Raw genomic sequence first — 17,224 nt, 5'->3', positions numbered from 1 at the left:
TGACTCTCCGTGTCGCGGTCCGGGTGTCCTTGAGGAAACCTGAGACAACAACTTGTACCGGGTTGGTGAGACATTTATGGCTCTCCCAGGACATCGGTGCAGGTCCTGGAGCAGTTGTCCTATCACCTATAGTTCGTGAGACGGTCCGGGCATTCCGGTTCGCGACGCGAAGATGGCAGCCCCTGCTCGTCCCTCAGGACATTCAGCGATGAGTCAAATCTCATCCCAGCCCCTGGCACGGCAGCCGCAGCCTGCTCTACGACACGGACGGCTTTGAGGTGGATCTCCACCACGTTCTGTGGTCGACTGACCGCAATTGAACTGGCGAATGTCATGACCGCGAAGACGCGTAGAGCACGAGGGGCACTGAATGACTGCAGGCATTGACACCACCTTCGACTTCCACTCCGATGGCGACGGCAAGGACCCTGATAGATTCAGCCCGACTCTGGTCGCGTACCACCAGCTGCTGTGGAACAAAGAGTTGCCCGACTCTGACACGCGGTTCGAACTGACACCCGAGCCCGGCGCTTATCTAGTGCACCGGTCCGCACGAGGTGTCTTCTTCCTCGCCAGCGAAGCCTTCACCACCAGACTGCATTACAGGGCTGCGAGGGTCATACGCTCGATCCCAGCCGAGAACCTGCCGGAACACATCGGCTACACGGTCGGAAGCGCTCTCCTGTTCCCGGGCAACAAGATCGACGGAAAGATGACGATCAATGGTGCGCGCGGATTCCACCGCAGGATCGTCGACCGCCCCGACCTAACTTTGGAGTGCATCCGTCGGCACTATCTTGGTGAGCTGCCGAACCCCCTTGCAAAGCCACTGGCACGCTACGAGGGCTTCTTCGCACTGTTCAAGAACTTCCGCGGATACGTCGACTTCTTCCTCCTGCAGGACCTCCTTGTAGACAACGACGACAAGAAGGTTGCATTCTTCCACCCATTTGACGAGGGCTTCAGTACATCAGCAGCCGTTCCCAGTGGCGAGAAGGAATACATCAGCTACTTACGACGCAGCAACGATTTCATTCGCGCCCGCAACAGGAGGATCGATGACCAGCCGTGACGGGCGGATCGCGTGGGACCAGAACTCCACCAGGTGGGCCCTAGAGCTGTCATAGGAGACCTCGCTCGTGGAACCGTGCCAAACCCAGGCAGAAGAGATCGCCGTGCTGGAGAGGTGGATGGACAGCTGCCCGAAGTCCCGCCGCACCGGCAGCCGCATCGGCGAACGCCTCGCCAAACTGGAATGCGCCTGATGCCGGCAGGCGCAGCCTATTGGTGTTTGGCCTGACGGGTCCCAACACCACGACGGCGACGGCCATAGCGCGCCGTTACCGGGCATAACGGCCTGGTGCGCAAGCGGCACCGAAATGGTTAAGACGGCCGACAAATAGCCCCCGGATTTACTGGCGCGTGACCCGGATGCGGTGTTCTTTACGGTTCCGCCCCGAAGCGGCAACAACCCTCGTTTTGGGGCTTGGCACTCCCTAGTCTTGAGCTATCCAACCGCACCACCTATCTGGATGGCACCCCAATGAAGAAACTCCTCCTCTGGCTCACGGCGCTTCTGGCCGCCATTGGGCTGTGCATCCTGGCTCCCGGGCTCGCTTCGGCAGCCACCTCCTATTGCGGGCTCGCATGGGGATCTCAGAATAAGGCCGCGCCCGAGATGAGCTCAGCATCCGTCACCAACGTGCGGACGGGGCAGCAGTCCTGCTTCGACCGGATGGTGGTCGACCTTAACGGCCCAGCCAAGGGCTACACGGTCCGGTACGTCCCGGAGATCATCCAGGACGGCACCGGGTTCACGATCCCGGTCTACGGCAACGCACGCCTGCAGGTCGTTGTGAATGCACCCTCCTATGACAGCAATAGCAACGTCACCTACAACCCGGCCGCGAAGGCCGAGCTGTCCAACGTGGCCGGCTACCAGACCTTCCGGCAAGTGGTTTACGCCGGAAGCTTCGAGGGTTCCACCAGCATCGGCCTGGGCGTTCGCGCCCGACTGCCCTTCCGGGTCTTCACCCTCGAGGGGCCAGGGTCCGGTTCCCGGCTGATAGTGGACGTCGCCCACTTCTGGTGACGGAATCGAGAAGGTGCCGCACGCCCCTGATCCGGCGTGCGGCATCTTTTCTGTCCGGTCCGGACTGTCCAGAGGGCCATTGCAGGCCAGTCGCTATTGGCGCCGGAACCCGGTCTGGCTAGCTTTGCCTCCTAGGCTGGTGCAGCTTTCCGGTTCCTGCCCTGGTAGAGGCGGCGGTAGCTGGAGGGTGTGGTGTTGAGCTTCCGTTCGAAGTGGAGCCGGAAGTTTGCTGTCGTACCCAGGCCGGTCCTTGAGGCTACTGTCTGCACTGTGAGGTCGGTGGTTTCCAGGAGCCTGCAGGCTTCGGCGAGACGTTGATCGTTCAGCCACCTCAGAGGGGTCATCCCAGCTTCGACCGTGAATTTCCGGGTGAAGCTGCCAGGCGCCCAGCCTGCGTGGGCGGCCATCTCGTCGACCGTGAGCGGCGCAGCCAGGTTCTGCCGGGCCCAGGCGCAGGTGTCGGAGAAGCGGGCCAGGGGTGCCGCCACAGAACGCTCCATGAACTGGCTCTGGCCCCCTTCCCGGTGCGGGGCCACCACCATCCGCCGTGCGATGCTGTTGGCTGCCTCAGTTCCATAATCCTTGCGGACCAGATGCAGACACAGGTCGATGCCTGCGGCGACCCCGGCACTAGTGCTGACGCTGCCTTGGTCAATGTACAGGACGTCTGCATCGACGGTGATGCCCGGATACAGGGTCTGCAGGCGCTCGGCGTTTCTCCAGTGGGTGGTTGCCCGCTTGCCGTCCAGGAGACCTGCAGCAGCAAGAGCGAAGGCCCCTGTACACACCGACACCACGCGGGCTCCGTTGCCTGCTGCCTGACGCAGGGCTTCGCAGACCTCTGGCGGCGGGTCGTTGAGCGGTTCGTAGCCTGGCACCACGACAGTGTCCGCGGACAGGAGTGCCTCTAAGCCATCAAGGGCCTGGATGGAATAACCGGACGTTGTCGGCACCAGGCCCGGCAGGGCTGCGCAGACCCGGAAGGAGTACCGTCCGTGTTCATCCTTGTGGCCGAAAACTTGCGCTGGAATGGCAAGGTCGAAAGCGACCACATCCGGCAGTGCAAGCGCAACGACTCGGTGCATAGGGCCCACTGTAGTCACTGTGGCGCCAGGCGGGCAGAATCCTTTCCATAGGGGGTATTTTTGCCCCACATTTTGGCTGCTGCTGAATGACAGCATGAGCTCATGACAATCTTTTCGGCGGAACAGAAGACGGTGGCCGCGGCCCCCACGGGAGCCAGTTCAGCAGGCCAGGACCGTGGGCCGGGCGTTGATCCTTCACAGAAGGGACACCCCGGTTGGATTGTGGCCGGCTCCTTGGTTGCCGGGGGTCTTGCTGCAATCGTGCTGGCGGCCGCACCGTTCGTTCGGGCAACCGAGAGCGGCGTGACCGGTGGCATCTTGTTGGGGCTTGCGCTGGGCTGGGCTCTGTTGGCTGCTCTCACGCTGAGGTTTACCGCTCAGCCACAGAAGTGGGCCGTGGTTCCGGCACTCTTTATGGGACTTGGCGGTTTCCTCCTGGTGGCGCTCGGCTCCCCAGCTCAGGAAGTGCTGGCCTGGGTGTGGCCCCCCGCCTTGCTGGTATTAGCCGTCTGGATGGTTCTGCAAACCCATCGGCAGCTTCGTAGCCGGACCGGACGCTTCCTGCTCTACCCGGTGATGGGGGTGCTCGCCCTGGCCTCAGTGGGCGGAGCGTTCGAAACCGTCGGCGCAGTCGGGGCTAGAGGGCCCTCTCCGGCCCAAGGGCAGCTGATCGACGTCGGCGGGCACCGTCTGTACCTGAGCTGCACCGGCTCCGGCAGTCCTACCGTCGTGATCGAACCAGGGGCAGGAGGAATGTCCTCTGACCTCGGATGGATAGCGCCGGCCGTTGCCCGTGACACAAGGGTCTGCGTCTACGACCGGGCAGGGCGTGGATGGAGCGACCCGGCCAACACTTCGCAGGACGCCGAGCAGATCGCGGCCGATCTCCACACGTTGCTGCAGCGCGGGAACTCCCCCGGACCATATGTGCTGGCGGGGCACTCGTTCGGTGGCCTCTACACACTCACCTTCGCCGCCCGCTATCCCAATGAAGTAGCCGGAATGGTCCTGGTGGACTCAACCGCTCCGGCCTCGGAACCGGAATCAGCGCACGGCACTCGCCCGGACTCCGACGACACGATCGGCCGTGTCTCCGCACTGGCCTCAGCTGCAGGGGGACTCGGCGTGGGCCGGCTGCTCGGGGTGACACCCAGCCACCTGGTGAGCACGGCCGACGAGTACCTGCGTGCAGGGGCCTCGGTGCAGCATGCTGCCGCCCTGAAAAGCTTCACCGACAAACCGCTGGTAGTTCTGACGGCAACCATCGGCAATCAGCCCGGCTGGGACGCTTCGCAGGAAGCCCTTGCCTTACTCTCGACCAACAGCCTGCACCGGGTCATCGCCGGTGCCAGCCATGCGTCCTTTATCACTGATCCAGATGACGGGGCCGCGGCCGCACGCGGAATCCTCGAGGTCGTCTCCGCTGTACGGACTGCCACCCCGCTCCCGTAGGACAGGGCAAGCCCGGGACCCGCTTTGCCGGCGACGTTCGCTTTCTGCCACTAGCGCGCGCATGCTGGGTTGGGAGTGAGGCGGTCTCTCGGTTGAGCAGACGGCTGAGGATTCGTGAAGCTCGCGCTGATACACGAGAGGATCAGCGGCTTCTGTCCGAGTCGTTAAGCAGCCAGCGGCTTTGGTGGGGGCTAGCGGCTGGGGCCCCTTTCCAGGCGGTCCCGGGTACCCGGTGCTGGGCTTCGATGGAATAGGTCCATCCGCCGCCGGACGCCGCCAGTGACTGGAAGGCCGGATTCAGATGTTCGTTCAATAGAACATTGGCCGACTTCGTTCGGGCCCGTTGCAGCTCAGGCCAGCAGGAACTCGCACCAGAGCGGGTAATGGTCCGAGATCCGCCAGGAGACCTCGCTGCGGCTCAGCCCGCGGAAGGCGTGAGGGATGAAGTCAAAGGAGCCGTTATGATCAACGTCAGCCCAGGCAGGTCCAAACTCATCGCGGGTATAGCCCGTCTTCGGGGCGCGACCCTTTACAGGGATGCCCTCCAGTTGGACGAGAGCTTTGGCGACTTCATCAGCAGAGGCCGGGACTACCGGGGAGGGCGCATCGGCTGCACTGCTGGAAGCGGACTCAATGACGTCAAAGGCGTTGGCAGCGGCGTCACAACCGGTGAGGGACCCGGCCAGAAGAAGGGCGGTTGCAGTGACTATCGCTTTGGCGGCAGAGCGGGTGATCTTCGCGGTCCATCTGTTTGCATCTTGTAGTTCTACGCAAACGTCCAGCACTGCCTGTAGTAGGCAAGGGCGTCCATGGTCCCGGTCCACACACAGCGATTCCTGGGTCCTCTCGCATAATGTGCTCCGGACGTCTATCGGTGCTCCCAAATTAGAGCCATGGCCGGATGTTTAGCGGCCCCCCTCGCTCAGTTCGCCGTGGCCAGTCGGACCTTCGAGCGGGTACCGATAAGCCGTTCCTTTGCCGCCGGCCGACTGACAGAGAGCAGTGACGCACTGCTGCTGGGGAGGATCTCACTCAGCTTTGCGATTTCCAGAATGTGCTCGGAAGTGAAAATGATCTTCCCCTTTCCCCAGCACGCATGGGGGAAGCGTCCGCTGGTGGCGCCGTCGCGGAGCCATGACTCCGTGCAGCGCATCAGGGCGGCTGCTTCGGAGGGTTCAAAGAATTCGATGTCCACGGGACCTCCAAAAGGAAGGCGATATTTTCACTTTCATGGCCGAGTGGAGACCATTCGACATGACCGGGAGCGCTAGTGAACCAAACGCTGACAGAGGTGGACACCGGTTACGCCACGCTGAGCAGCGGCAGTCACCGCAGGAAAGCCGTTATGGACCGCTCAGTCGCATCAGCACCCGCCTGCAAAGCCTCCGGCATCAGATGCCCGTAGACCTGCTCCGTGGTCCTCGTGGAGGCGTGCCCCAGCCGGCGCGAGATCGTAAACAAGGGAACGCCGTCCTGGATCAGCCAGGAAGCGTGGGTATGGCGGAGGTCGTGGATCCGTGGATTTTTAGCCAGGCCGATAGCCTGGGCCGTTCGGACGGCTGGGACCCAGTAGTGGTGCCAGTAGAGCTTGTGGATGATTCGGCCGCCGGTGGGCGTCGTGAACACAAGTTCCTTGCCGGGCCTGCTTGCCACCAGCGGGATCAACAGTTCGACTAGGGCCGGGTTCAGCCCGATGGTGCGTTTGCCTGCACCGGTCTTCGTGGCACCAACGTAAAACTTCGACTGCCCGTCCCGTTTCCAGGCCTTGTTGATCCGCGCAGTTGGCGGCCTGGAGAGCAGATCAACGTCCGCCACGGTCAAAGCCGTGGCTTCTCCGAAGCGGGTACCGGTCATAACCAGGAAGTTGGTGAAGGCCTTGTACCGCTCCCCCATCCCTTCCATGATGAGACTGAACTCGGCATGGGTCAGGAACATCGCTTCGTCCTCGGCCTTTTCAATACCGGGAAGCTGCACACCGCGGCAAGGGTTCCGCGAGATGTAGCCCAGCATCTCCGCTGTATTCATGGCGGCGGAAATCAAGCCGTGCACGTTGTGGATGGTCTTCGGCGCCTTGCCCTTGGCCATCATCGACTTCACCCAGTGCGCGATCAGACGGTAATCGAGCTTGTCCACCGGCACGTGGCCGATGACGTTCCGGATATGCAGGTCAAGCATGGTCTGGTACGTCTTGGTGGTTCCGCTCGACGGACGGATCAGCAGGTCAATGTGCTCCTGGATGACTTCAGCGACGGTGGGTGTGCGCTTCTCGTTGGAGAGGATGGCATGCTGCGCAATCTCGAAGGATTGTCCGTTGGCGTCCAGAAGCCTCTTCAGGGTCTCAGCTTCGACGAGAGTGGCGACTGTTAGCCCCTGCTGCTCGCGGCTCTTCGGGTCCCGCCACAACACCATGTAGGACGATGTGCCGTCCTTTTTGGTGCGTTTTCGAATGCTGGCCACATAGAAGACGGTACGCCGCTGTCAACACTTTGGGCGGATTTGTCAACATGCAACGAGAAAACAGGCCTTTGACCTGCGGTAACACTGTGCCCGAGGTGGGACTCGAACCCACACACCTTTCGATACCGCATTTTGAGTGCGGCGCGTCTGCCAATTCCGCCACTCGGGCGCGGAATACGCTGTGCAAACCGGTACGCCCACAGCTGATTGTGAGCAACGCGATCGCTTCACGTACGCGGAATTACTCTACATGCAGATAGGCTGAATTCCAGAATCGCGCCGCTGACGCCGCAATAGACCATGCAGATCAAACTACGGCCGCGGGCGCACCTAAGATGGTGATGTTCCCGCCGTACCTTTCCAAGGAGATCCCGTGACTGAACAAACGGAGTCAAAACCCACGTCCCAGCCGGCGCGCCGCGTCATTGTGGCCGAGGATGAAACCCTCATCCGACTCGACATCATCGAGATCCTGCGCGGCGAAGGCTATGACGTGGTGGGCGAAGCAGACAACGGGGAGAAGGCCGTGCAGCTCGCCGAGGAACTCAAGCCGGACCTCGTCCTGATGGACGTCAAGATGCCGATTATGGATGGCATCACCGCAGCCGAAAAGATCGTCAAGGCCCGAATCGCCCCCGTGGTCCTTTTGACGGCTTTCAGCCAGAAGGAACTCGTGGAGCGCGCACGCGACGCTGGCGCCATGGCCTACGTGGTCAAGCCCTTCACCCCGGCGGACCTCATCCCGGCCCTGGAAATCGCGCTCTCCCGCCACGAGGAAATCAAGGCCCTCGAAAGCGAAGTGTCGGACCTGCAGGAGCAGTTCGCCACCCGCAAACTCGTCGAGCGCGCCAAGAGCCTGCTGACCACCAAGATGGGCCTGACGGAGCCGGAGGCTTTCCGCTGGATCCAGAAGACCTCCATGGACCGCCGCCTCAGCATGCGCGAGGTCGCCGAAACCATCATCAACCAGGTCAACTAAAAGCTTCTAGGTTGAGCTTGCCGAGGATTCGGCAAGCTCAATCACCGGACAAGCTCAATCACCGGACGCCCGGAGACTAAAGAAAGGACCCCTGCCAACCGGCAGGGGTCCTTCCTCTTAAGTTGCTATGCCGTCGGCCAGGGACCGAGCTTTTCCCTGGGTGCACCAGCTTCGCCGCCTAGGCTGCCGGCGTCGCCCAGGTCTCCGACCCGGTGAACCTTCAGCATGTTCGTGGAACCGGCCTTTCCGGGAGGCGAACCGGCGGCTATGACCACCAGGTCACCGTCGTCCACCACTTTCAATTCCAGCAGGCTGCGGTCAACCTGCGCGGTCATCTCGTCAGTATGGCCCACCATGGGAACCAGCACCGGCTGGATGCCCCAGGTCAGCGCCAGCTGGTTCCACACGTGCTCCAACGGAGTGAACGCGAATACCGGCCTGATAGGACGCAGCCGCGACAGGCGGCGCGCGGAGTCGCCGGACTGGGTGAATGTACAGATGTACTTTGCATCCAGCTGGTCGGCGATTTCGACGGCGGCGCGGGTGATGGCGCCACCACGGGTCTTGGGCTTGGTGCCCAGCGGCGGAACGCGTTCCAGGCCGTGGACCTCGGTGGATTCAATGATCCTTGCCATGACCTTGACGGTCTCGATCGGGTACTTACCCACGCTGGTCTCGCCGGAGAGCATAACGGCGTCTGCACCGTCGAGAACGGCGTTGGCGCAGTCGGAGGCCTCCGCACGGGTGGGGCGCGGGTTGTCGATCATGGATTCGAGGACCTGCGTGGCCACGATGACCGGCTTCGCCCAGCGGCGTGCCAGTTCGATGGCGCGCTTCTGCACGATCGGCACTTCCTCGAGCGGAAGTTCCACACCGAGGTCGCCACGGGCCACCATGATGGCGTCGAAGGCGTCGATGATTTCGTGCAGCTGGTCCACTGCCTGCGGCTTTTCGATCTTGGCGATGACCGGCACACGGCGGCCTTCCTCGTCCATGATCTCGTGCACGCGGGTGATGTCGGAGGCGTCGCGAACGAACGACAGTGCAACCATGTCTACGCCGCGGCGCATGGCCCAGCGGAGATCGTCCTCGTCCTTTTCGCTCAGCGCCGGGACGTTGACCGCAACGCCGGGAAGGTTGATGCCCTTGTTGTTGGACACCGTCCCGCCGACGGTTACCTCCGTGACGACCTTGACGTCGTCGACCTCGATCGCCCGCAGGGCAACCTTGCCGTCGTCGATCAGCAGGGCATCACCCACGTTGACATCCTCGGTGAGGCTCTTCAGCGTGGTGGAGCAGATCTCCTTGGTGCCCGGAACGTCTTCGGTGGTGATCGTGAAGATGTCACCCTCGGCCAGGACATGGGGGCCGTCCACAAAGCGGCCAAGACGGATCTTGGGCCCCTGCAGGTCAGCCATGATTGCCACAGGCTTGCTCAGCTGGGCTGCTGCCTTGCGGACATTCTCGTAGGTGCTGTCGTGCACGGAGTAGTCACCGTGACTCATGTTCATCCGGGCAACATCTACACCGGCTTCCAACACCGCGAGGGTGTTCTCAAAGCTGGCAATTGCCGGGCCAAAAGTGGCCACAATCTTAGCGCGTCTCATATACCTACCCTAGTAGTGTCCTGCATTGGTTAAGTTGTTGTGGAGGTGAATCCGCGGCGAACTGACCGTTGTCAGAGAACCGCGATGGCCCGGTCCGTCGGAGCCACTGGCGCCGGCAGGATGGTGCTGCCCATGAGGAACTTGTCCACGGCGGCCGCACAGGCCCGGCCCTCAGCGATGGCCCATACAATGAGCGACTGACCGCGGCCGGCGTCACCGGCCACGAAGATGCCCTCCGTGTTGGTCATGTAGTACCCGTCGCGGGACACGTTGCCGCGCCCGTCGAAGTCGGCGCTGACCTGCTCGGTGATGCCCGCAGGCTCGGCTCCGGTGAAGCCCAGCGACAGGAAGACCAGGTCCGCAGGGATGATCCGTTCGGTGCCGGCTTTGGGAAGCCGCTTGCCGTCAACGAATTCCGTTTCGGCCACCTTGACGCCGGTCAGCTTGCCGTTCTCGCCGACAAACTCCACGGTGGAGGCGAGGTAAGTGCGTTCGCCGCCTTCCTCATGGGCGCTGGCCATTTCGAAGAGGGTGGGGAACGTGGGCCAGGGCTGGTGCCCGGCACGTTCGGCCGGCGGCTGCTTGCCGATGGCCAGCGTGGTCACTGACGCGGCTCCATGGCGGTGCGCCGTACCGAGGCAGTCAGCACCGGTATCGCCGCCGCCCAGGATCACCACATGCTTGCCCTTGGCATGGATCTGGTTCTCCACCGTCTCCCCCGCGACAACGCGGTTGGCCGGCACCAGGTAATCCATGGCAAAGTGCACGCCTTCAAAGTCGCGGCCCGGGATGGGCAGGTCCCTCGGGACGGTGGCGCCGGTGGCAACCACGACGGCGTCGTAGCGGCGTCGCAGCTGCTCCCACGTCACGTCGGTGCCCACAGCGACGCCGGTGCGGAAGCGGGTGCCTTCCGCCTTCATCTGCTCAACGCGGCGGTCCACCTGCTCCTTCTCCATCTTGAAGTCGGGGATGCCGTAGCGGAGAAGGCCGCCGATCTTGTCGTCACGTTCGTACACCGCGACGGTGTGGCCCACCCGGGTCAGCTGCTGCGCCACGGCCAGGCCTGCCGGGCCGGAGCCGACGACGGCAACGGTCTTTCCGGTCAGGCGCGTCGGAGGCAGCGGGTTGACCCAGCCGTTTTCGAACGCTTCGTCGATGATGGAGACTTCAACCTGCTTGATGGTGACTGCGGGCTGGTTGATTCCCAGCACACAGGACGCCTCACACGGTGCCGGGCAAAGCCGGCCGGTCCACTCGGGGAAGTTGTTGGTGGCGTGCAGCCGCTCAATCGCTTCCTCGCCCTTGTCCCGCCACGTGAGGTCGTTCCATTCGGGGATGAGGTTGCCCAGCGGGCAGCCCTGGTGGCAGAACGGCACGCCGCAGTCCATGCAGCGGCCGGCCTGGGCCTTCAGGACACCCTTTTCCTGGGCCTCATAGACTTCCTTCCAGTCCATGATGCGGACCGGAACGGGGCGGCGCGGCTGGGTTTCACGCTGGCGTACTTTAAGAAATCCGCGTGGATCAGCCACCGGTCACCTCCAGGATTCGAGCCCATACTTCTTCGCCATCAGGGTCAAGGCCCTCTTCGATGGCGTCCAGCCGGGTTTGCAGGACTGCCGCGTAATCGCGCGGCAGCACTTTGGTAATGCGGGCAGCGGTGTCGTCGAAGTTCTCCAGCAACCGGGCAGCATGCAGCGATTCCGTTTCCTCGACGTGCTTCACCAGCAGGCCGTGGACGATGTCCCGGTCTTCGGCGTCGAGTCCAACGAGCTGGAGTTCGCCGGACTGCAGGGCGTCCTTGTTGACCTGCGTGGTCTGCAGGTCCAGCACGTAGGCGGTTCCGCCGGACATGCCGGCGCCAAAGTTGCGTCCGGTGCGGCCGATGATCAGCGTCTGCCCGCCGGTCATGTACTCGCAGCCGTGGTCGCCGATGCCTTCAACAACAGCGGTGGCTCCGGAGTTACGGACCATGAAACGTTCGCCCACCTGGCCGCGCAGGAACATCTCGCCACTGGTGGCGCCGTAGCCGATCACGTTGCCGGCAATGACGTTGCTTTCGGCCTTGAACACGTTGGTGCGGTCCGGCCGGACGATGATCCGCCCGCCGGAAAGGCCCTTGCCCACGTAGTCGTTCGAGTCACCAAAGAGGCGCAGCGTGATACCGGCGGGCAGGAAGGCGCCCAGCGACTGTCCCGCGGTACCGGTCAGGGTGATGTCGATGGTGTCCGGCGCCAGGACGTCCGTGCTGAACGTCTTGGTCACCGTGTGGCCCAGCATGGTGCCCACGGAGCGGTCCGTGTTGATCACGTCCACCGCGATCTTCACCGGGCTGCGGTCAGTCAGCGCCTCCGTGGCCATGGTGATCAGCCGCTGGTCAAAGTGCTTGTCCAGCTCGTGGTTCTGCGAGGTCATGTTGCGCAGCGGAGCGTCGTCGTCGAACTCGAGCCCGTGCAGGATCGGGTCCAGGTCCAGGCCGTCGGCCTTCCAGTGGTTGATCGCTTCGCGGGCATCCAGGACTTCGGCGTGGCCGATCGCCTCTTCGATGCTCCGGAAGCCGAGTTCCGCAAGGATCTCGCGGACTTCCTCGGCCAGGAATTCGAAGAAGTTGACCACAAATTCGGGCTTGCCGGTGAAGCGGGCCCGCAGTTCGGGGTTCTGCGTTGCGACGCCCACCGGGCAGGTGTCCAGGTGGCAGACGCGCATCATGATGCAGCCTTCCACCACCAGAGGTGCGGTGGCGAAGCCGAATTCCTCGCCGCCGAGCAGCGCGGCGATAACAACGTCGCGGCCGGTCTTGAGCTGGCCGTCCACCTGGACCACCACACGGTCGCGCAGGCCGTTGAGCATCAGCGTCTGCTGCGTCTCGGCGAGCCCGAGCTCCCACGGCACACCCGCGTGCTTGAGCGAGTTAAGCGGGGACGCGCCGGTTCCGCCGTCGTGGCCGGAGACCAGTACGACGTCGGCCTTCGCTTTGGTGACACCCGACGCCACAGTGCCGATCCCCACTTCGGAGACGAGTTTGACGTGCACACGGGCCGAGGGGTTGGCGCGCTTCGCATCGTAGATGAGCTGCGCAAGGTCCTCGATGGAGTAGATGTCGTGGTGCGGGGGCGGCGAAATCAGGCCGACGCCGGGCGTCGAGTGTCGCGTCCGGGCAACCCAGGGGTACACCTTCTGCGCCATCAGTTGGCCGCCCTCGCCGGGCTTGGCACCCTGGGCCATCTTGATCTGGATGTCATCGGCGTTGGTCAGGTACAGGCTGGTGACGCCGAACCGCCCCGACGCGATTTGCTTGACGGCAGAGCGGCGCTTCGGGTCCAGCAGGCGGTCCACGTCCTCACCGCCTTCACCGGTGTTGGACTTGCCGCCCAACTGGTTCATGGCGATCGCGAGGGTCTCGTGGGCTTCCTTGGAGATCGACCCGTAGCTCATGGCGCCGGTGGAGAAACGCTTCACGACGCTGGAGACAGGCTCCACTTCCTCCAACGGAACCGCAGGACGGTCGTTCTTGAACTTGAGCAGCCCGCGCAGGGTCATCAGGTTCTCGGACTGGTCATCCACGCCCTTGGTGTACGCCTTGAAAATGTCATAACGGCGCTCACGCGTGGCGTGCTGGAGCCGGAAGACGGTCTCCGGGTTGAACAGGTGAGGCTCGCCGTCGCGGCGCCACTGGTACTCGCCGCCGCCCAGGAGCGGGCGGTGCGGCAGTTCGATGCCGCCTTCGGGGTAGGCCATCTGGTGCCGCGCCGAAACTTCGGCGGCAATGACGTCCAGGCCCACACCGCCCAGCTGGGAATGCGTGCCGGCGAAGAACTCGTCCACCAACTCCTGTCCGAGGCCCAGGGCCTCGAACGTCTGCGCGCCGGTGTAGGACGCAACGGTGGAGATGCCCATCTTGGACATGATCTTCAGGACGCCCTTGCCGAGGCCCTTGATCAGGTTGTAGACACCGTCCTGCGGGGTGACCCCAACAACGTCACCTGCGGTGATGAGCTGTTCCACGGATTCCATGGCCAGGTACGGGTTCACGGCGGAGGCACCGTAGCCGATCAGGACAGCCACGTGGTGCGTCTCGCGGACGTCGCCGGCCTCGACCACCAGGGCAGTTTTGGTGCGGTTGGCGCTGCGCAGCAGGTGATGGTGCACGGCGCTGACCAGGAGCAGCGAAGGAATCGGGGCCCATTGCGCGTTCGAGTCACGGTCGGACAGCACAACGTACTGCACGCCGCGGTTGATCGCGCCGGACACCTGCTCGCAGATCTCGGTGAGCCGGGCACGCAGGGCGTTCTCGCCGCCTTCGGGGCGGTAGAGCCCACGGACCTTCATGGCGACACGGTCGCCGTCGGGCGTTTCAATGTTGGCGATCTTGGCGAGCTGGTCGTTGTTGATCACCGGGAACGGCAGCATGACCTGGGGCTGGCGCACCTGCTTGGTGTCCAGCAGGTTGCCGTTCGGGCCGATGGCGCAGGTCAGCGACGTGACCAGCTCTTCCCGGATGGCATCCAGCGGCGGGTTCGTGACCTGCGCGAAGGACTGCACGAAGTAGTCGAAGAGCAGCCGGGGACGCTTTGACAGCACTGCGATCGGGGTGTCCGAACCCATGGCACCCAGCGGTTCGGCGCCGGTGCGGGCCATCGGGCCGAGCAGGATCTTGAGCTCTTCGGTGGTGTAGCCGAAGGTCCGCTGGCGGATGTTGACGGACGCGGCGGTGTGGACCACGTGCTCGCGCTCGGGGAGGTCCTTGAGGTCAATCAGGTTGTCCTTGACCCACTCGGCCCAGGGGTTCGCCGCAGCGACCTCGGCCTTGACCTCTTCGTCGTCGATGATGCGGCCGGCGTCGGTGTCCACGAGGAACATTTTGCCCGGGGAAACCCGGCCCTTCTTGACCACCTTGGAGGGTTCGACGTCGATCACGCCCACCTCGGAGGCGAAGATGATCAGCCCGTCTTCGGTGATCCAGTAGCGTCCGGGGCGCAGGCCGTTGCGGTCCAGGGTGGCGCCCACGAGGTTGCCGTCGGTGAAGGAGACGGCCGCGGGGCCGTCCCACGGTTCCATGAGCAGGGAGTGGTATTCGTAGAACGCCCGCCGTGCCGGATCCATGGTGGCGTGGTTTTCCCAGGCCTCGGGGATCATCATCATGATCGAGTGCGTGATGGGGCGGCCGGAGAGCCAGAGCAGCTCGGCGACTTCGTCGAAGGACGCGGAGTCTGACGCACCGGGGGTGCAGATGGGGTACAGCTCTTCCGGGGAGTCACCCAGCAGCGGGTTGGCGAGCTGGGACTGGCGGGCGCGCATCCAGTTCCGGTTGCCCTTGACGGTGTTGATTTCACCGTTGTGGGCAATGGTGCGGAACGGCTGGGCCAGCGGCCAGGACGGGAACGTGTTGGTGGAGAAGCGCGAGTGGACGATCGCCAGCTTGGTCTTGAAACGCTTGTCCGAGAGATCGGGGTAGAACGGCTCCAGCTGGGCCGTGGTGAGCATGCCCTTGTAGACGATGGTGCGCGAGGACAGCGACGGGAAGTACACGCCGAACTTGTTCTGGGCACGCTTGCGGATCCGCCAGGCACGTGAGTCCAGCTCGTTGCGGTCCAGTTCCTCGCCGGTTGCCGAGGCAAGGAAGGGCTGTGAGAAGTACGGCATGCAGGCGCGGGCCATGGCGCCCACGAGGTCTGCGACGATGGGCACTTCGCGCCAGCCGAGGACGGTCAGGCCTTCATCGGCGGCAAGGCCTTCAATGCCGGCCTTGGCGGCGTCGGCTTCGCGCTGCTCGGCAGGGAGGAAGGCGGTACCGGCAACAAACTGGCCCGGTGCGGGGAGTTCGAATTCTGTGACGGCGCGGAAGAACTCGTCCGGGATCTGCATCAGCAGGCCGGCACCGTCACCGGTTCCCTCGTCGGCACCCACGGCACCGCGGTGCTCCAGGTTGCGGAGCGCGGTCAGCGCGGCGTCGACAATGTCGTAGCCGGGCTCACCGCGGAGCGTGGCGATGATCGCCAGGCCACAGGCGTCTTTTTCGTTCTCTGGGTTGTACAGACCCCGGGCCTCGGGCAGCGCGGCAAAGCGCTTGAACGGGGAGACGGGGCCCTGCGATCCTATTTTTTCGGACCAACGTGGGCTATGAAGATGGGTCATTGAAGACGTCCTTCCTCGAGATCGTGCGTATGGAAGGGACACCGTTGGCCCGCCTTGTAAGCGCCGATGTGATGGGCACAACAAAGTGTTATTTACTGGAAATTGTAGGCCAGACCGGCCTGCTGAACGAAGAGTTACGCAGGCCCGTGACCCGGACTTGACCGGCCAGCTGCTGTCTGCTGGCCGGATGGGCCCTGTTGCCACGACGCTGTGGTGTGTGGGCGCTCCGAGTGTTGACTCTGCTACCCTGCCGTGCTGGCGTCCTACTTGTTCGTGCCAGCCTCCGGCGCGGATTCCGTTGCCTTGTGGCGGGAACTTCCGGTTACCGGCGACTCCGGTACGGGCTTGTCGCCGTCCCGGACTGCCGGTTCCTCTTCCGTTGGGGTGGAAGGGATCCGGGCACCATTTTGGTTATTTGGGAGATTATCACGCGATTCACTATCCGAGACAGAAGAGTCCGCATCGCGGACCGGTGCCTTTTCTTCCCCCGCAGCGTCCACGTCCTCGACTGCTGCCGGCTCGCGGCCCGCCAGGAAGGGAGTGTCCGGTTCCGGGCGGCCCTTCAACCCCAGGAGGACGAACACGATGAGTGCTGCCACAAAGACAAAGATGCTGGTCCAGACGTTGAGCCTGGTGGTGATCCCGAACAGGTTGATCTGTTCGGCGTCGTCGATCCGCATTGCTTCGATCCAGACCCGGCCCAGCGTGTAATACATGGCGTAGAGCCAGAAGAGCCGGGCGCGGCGGAAGTGGAATCGGCGGTCCAGGGCCAGCAGGATGAGCACGCCGGCGATGTTCCAGAGTGACTCATACAGGAACGTGGGGTGGAAGAGCGTATCCACCGGCATGCCGGCCGGGAAGTTGGGGTTGTCCGCATCAATCTGCAGGCCCCACGGGAGGGTGGTGGGCCCGCCGAAGAGCTCCTGGTTGAAGTAGTTACCCCAGCGGCCAACGGCCTGCGCCAGCAGCAGTCCGGGCGCCGCGGCGTCCAGGAAGGCGGTGAGTTTCACACCGGACCGGCGGCAGCCGATCCAGGCGCCCAGGACGCCCAGAACCACGGCACCCCAGATGCCCAGTCCGCCACGCTGGATCTGCGGGATGAGCCACAGGTCCCCGGTCCCGTCGAAGCCGGGCCCGAAGTAGGCGTCCGGGGACGAAACCACGTGGTAGAGCCGGCCGCCGATGATGCCGAAGGGAATCGCCCAGATGACGATGTCCCAGACGCTGCCTTCGGGCGCGCCGCGGCGGGCCCACCTGACGGACGTGAGCCACAGGCCCACGATGATCCCGGCGAGGATGCACAGGGCATAGGCGTGGATCCGCAGAGTCCCCCACGGCAGCGGGATGTCGAAGCCGGACCAGTCCGGGCTGGGGATGCTGGCCGGCACCAGGGCGGCGGCCTGAAGGAGGATCTGCATGG

General features: G+C 63.8%; 13 protein-coding genes and 1 tRNA gene. 5 read left to right on the top strand and 9 right to left on the bottom strand.

Features of this window, described 5'->3' with window-relative positions; all coding sequences use genetic code 11:
• The first annotated feature begins 370 nt into the window (after window positions 1-370).
• From ACX80V_RS07805 to ACX80V_RS07795, 3 genes are all read left to right on the top strand, one after another.
• Complete coding sequence (locus ACX80V_RS07805; RefSeq protein WP_485842650.1) at window positions 371-1,072, top strand: DUF6994 family protein; 702 nt, start codon at window positions 371-373, stop codon at window positions 1,070-1,072.
• Between the two features lie 67 nt (window positions 1,073-1,139).
• Window positions 1,140-1,265, top strand: a complete 126-nt coding sequence (locus ACX80V_RS07800) for a hypothetical protein (RefSeq protein ID WP_485842649.1) — start codon at window positions 1,140-1,142, stop codon at window positions 1,263-1,265.
• 278 nt (window positions 1,266-1,543) lie between these two features.
• Entirely contained in the window at window positions 1,544-2,092 is a 549-nt protein-coding gene (locus tag ACX80V_RS07795; protein ID WP_485842648.1) for an AMIN-like domain-containing (lipo)protein, read from the top strand.
• Between the two features lie 131 nt (window positions 2,093-2,223).
• Here the strand turns inward: ACX80V_RS07795 and ACX80V_RS07790 are convergent, their stop codons facing one another.
• Window positions 2,224-3,177, bottom strand: coding sequence for a helix-turn-helix domain-containing protein (locus tag ACX80V_RS07790; protein WP_485842647.1), 954 nt, complete (start codon window positions 3,175-3,177; stop codon window positions 2,224-2,226).
• Window positions 3,178-3,279: 102 nt separating this feature from the next.
• On the opposite strand from ACX80V_RS07790, the gene ACX80V_RS07785 reads away from it, so the two are divergent.
• On the top strand, window positions 3,280-4,629 hold the full coding sequence (locus ACX80V_RS07785) for an alpha/beta fold hydrolase (protein ID WP_485842646.1): 1,350 nt from the start codon (window positions 3,280-3,282) through the stop codon (window positions 4,627-4,629).
• A 350-nt stretch (window positions 4,630-4,979) separates the two neighbouring features.
• Here the strand turns inward: ACX80V_RS07785 and ACX80V_RS07780 are convergent, their stop codons facing one another.
• The 4 genes from ACX80V_RS07780 to ACX80V_RS07765 all read right to left on the bottom strand — a co-directional run bounded on the left by ACX80V_RS07780 (window position 4,980) and on the right by ACX80V_RS07765 (window position 7,255).
• A complete protein-coding gene (locus tag ACX80V_RS07780) occupies window positions 4,980-5,414 on the bottom strand; it encodes a hypothetical protein (RefSeq protein ID WP_485842645.1) in 435 nt (144 codons plus the stop codon).
• A gap of 137 nt (window positions 5,415-5,551) precedes the next feature.
• Entirely contained in the window at window positions 5,552-5,824 is a 273-nt protein-coding gene (locus tag ACX80V_RS07775; protein WP_485842644.1) for a hypothetical protein, read from the bottom strand.
• Window positions 5,825-5,955: 131 nt separating this feature from the next.
• Window positions 5,956-7,086, bottom strand: a complete 1,131-nt coding sequence (locus ACX80V_RS07770; RefSeq protein ID WP_485842643.1) for a tyrosine-type recombinase/integrase — start codon at window positions 7,084-7,086, stop codon at window positions 5,956-5,958.
• Between the two features lie 87 nt (window positions 7,087-7,173).
• Window positions 7,174-7,255: transfer RNA gene (locus ACX80V_RS07765), tRNA-Leu, on the bottom strand.
• A 204-nt stretch (window positions 7,256-7,459) separates the two neighbouring features.
• Here ACX80V_RS07765 and ACX80V_RS07760 point away from each other — a divergent pair.
• Window positions 7,460-8,065 carry an ANTAR domain-containing response regulator gene (locus tag ACX80V_RS07760; protein WP_056345656.1) on the top strand — a complete coding sequence of 202 codons (606 nt, stop codon included), beginning with the start codon at window positions 7,460-7,462 and terminating at the stop codon, window positions 8,063-8,065.
• Window positions 8,066-8,190: 125 nt separating this feature from the next.
• On the opposite strand, the gene pyk is transcribed toward ACX80V_RS07760, so the two are convergent.
• The 4 genes from pyk to lgt form a co-directional block, all read right to left on the bottom strand.
• Window positions 8,191-9,672, bottom strand: a complete 1,482-nt coding sequence (gene pyk, locus ACX80V_RS07755) for a pyruvate kinase (protein ID WP_485842642.1) — start codon at window positions 9,670-9,672, stop codon at window positions 8,191-8,193.
• A 71-nt stretch (window positions 9,673-9,743) separates the two neighbouring features.
• Window positions 9,744-11,201 carry a glutamate synthase subunit beta gene (locus tag ACX80V_RS07750; protein WP_485842641.1) on the bottom strand — a complete coding sequence of 486 codons (1,458 nt, stop codon included), beginning with the start codon at window positions 11,199-11,201 and terminating at the stop codon, window positions 9,744-9,746.
• Window positions 11,194-15,804, bottom strand: a complete 4,611-nt coding sequence (gene gltB / locus ACX80V_RS07745) for a glutamate synthase large subunit (protein ID WP_485842640.1) — start codon at window positions 15,802-15,804, stop codon at window positions 11,194-11,196. The genes ACX80V_RS07750 and gltB overlap by 8 nt, the downstream gene beginning before the upstream one ends.
• Window positions 15,805-16,067: 263 nt before the next feature.
• The gene (gene lgt, locus ACX80V_RS07740) at window positions 16,068-17,222 is read right to left on the bottom strand and encodes a prolipoprotein diacylglyceryl transferase (protein WP_485842639.1); all 1,155 of its coding nucleotides are present in this window, start codon (window positions 17,220-17,222) and stop codon (window positions 16,068-16,070) included.
• Window positions 17,223-17,224 lie beyond the last annotated feature (2 nt).

The organism is Pseudarthrobacter arbutini, assembly GCF_054510915.1.
This window is presented reverse-complemented; position numbering and strand designations above follow the sequence as displayed.

Coding starts and splice junctions, on each gene's coding strand:
- ACX80V_RS07805 (WP_485842650.1), top strand. CDS start 371: ATGACTGCAGGCATTGACACCACCTTCGACTTCCACTCCGATGGCGAC.
- ACX80V_RS07795 (WP_485842648.1), top strand. CDS start 1,544: ATGAAGAAACTCCTCCTCTGGCTCACGGCGCTTCTGGCCGCCATTGGG.
- ACX80V_RS07790 (WP_485842647.1), bottom strand. CDS start 3,177: ATGCACCGAGTCGTTGCGCTTGCACTGCCGGATGTGGTCGCTTTCGAC.
- ACX80V_RS07785 (WP_485842646.1), top strand. CDS start 3,280: ATGACAATCTTTTCGGCGGAACAGAAGACGGTGGCCGCGGCCCCCACG.
- pyk (WP_485842642.1), bottom strand. CDS start 9,672: ATGAGACGCGCTAAGATTGTGGCCACTTTTGGCCCGGCAATTGCCAGC.
- gltB (WP_485842640.1), bottom strand. CDS start 15,804: ATGACCCATCTTCATAGCCCACGTTGGTCCGAAAAAATAGGATCGCAG.
- lgt (WP_485842639.1), bottom strand. CDS start 17,222: ATGCAGATCCTCCTTCAGGCCGCCGCCCTGGTGCCGGCCAGCATCCCC.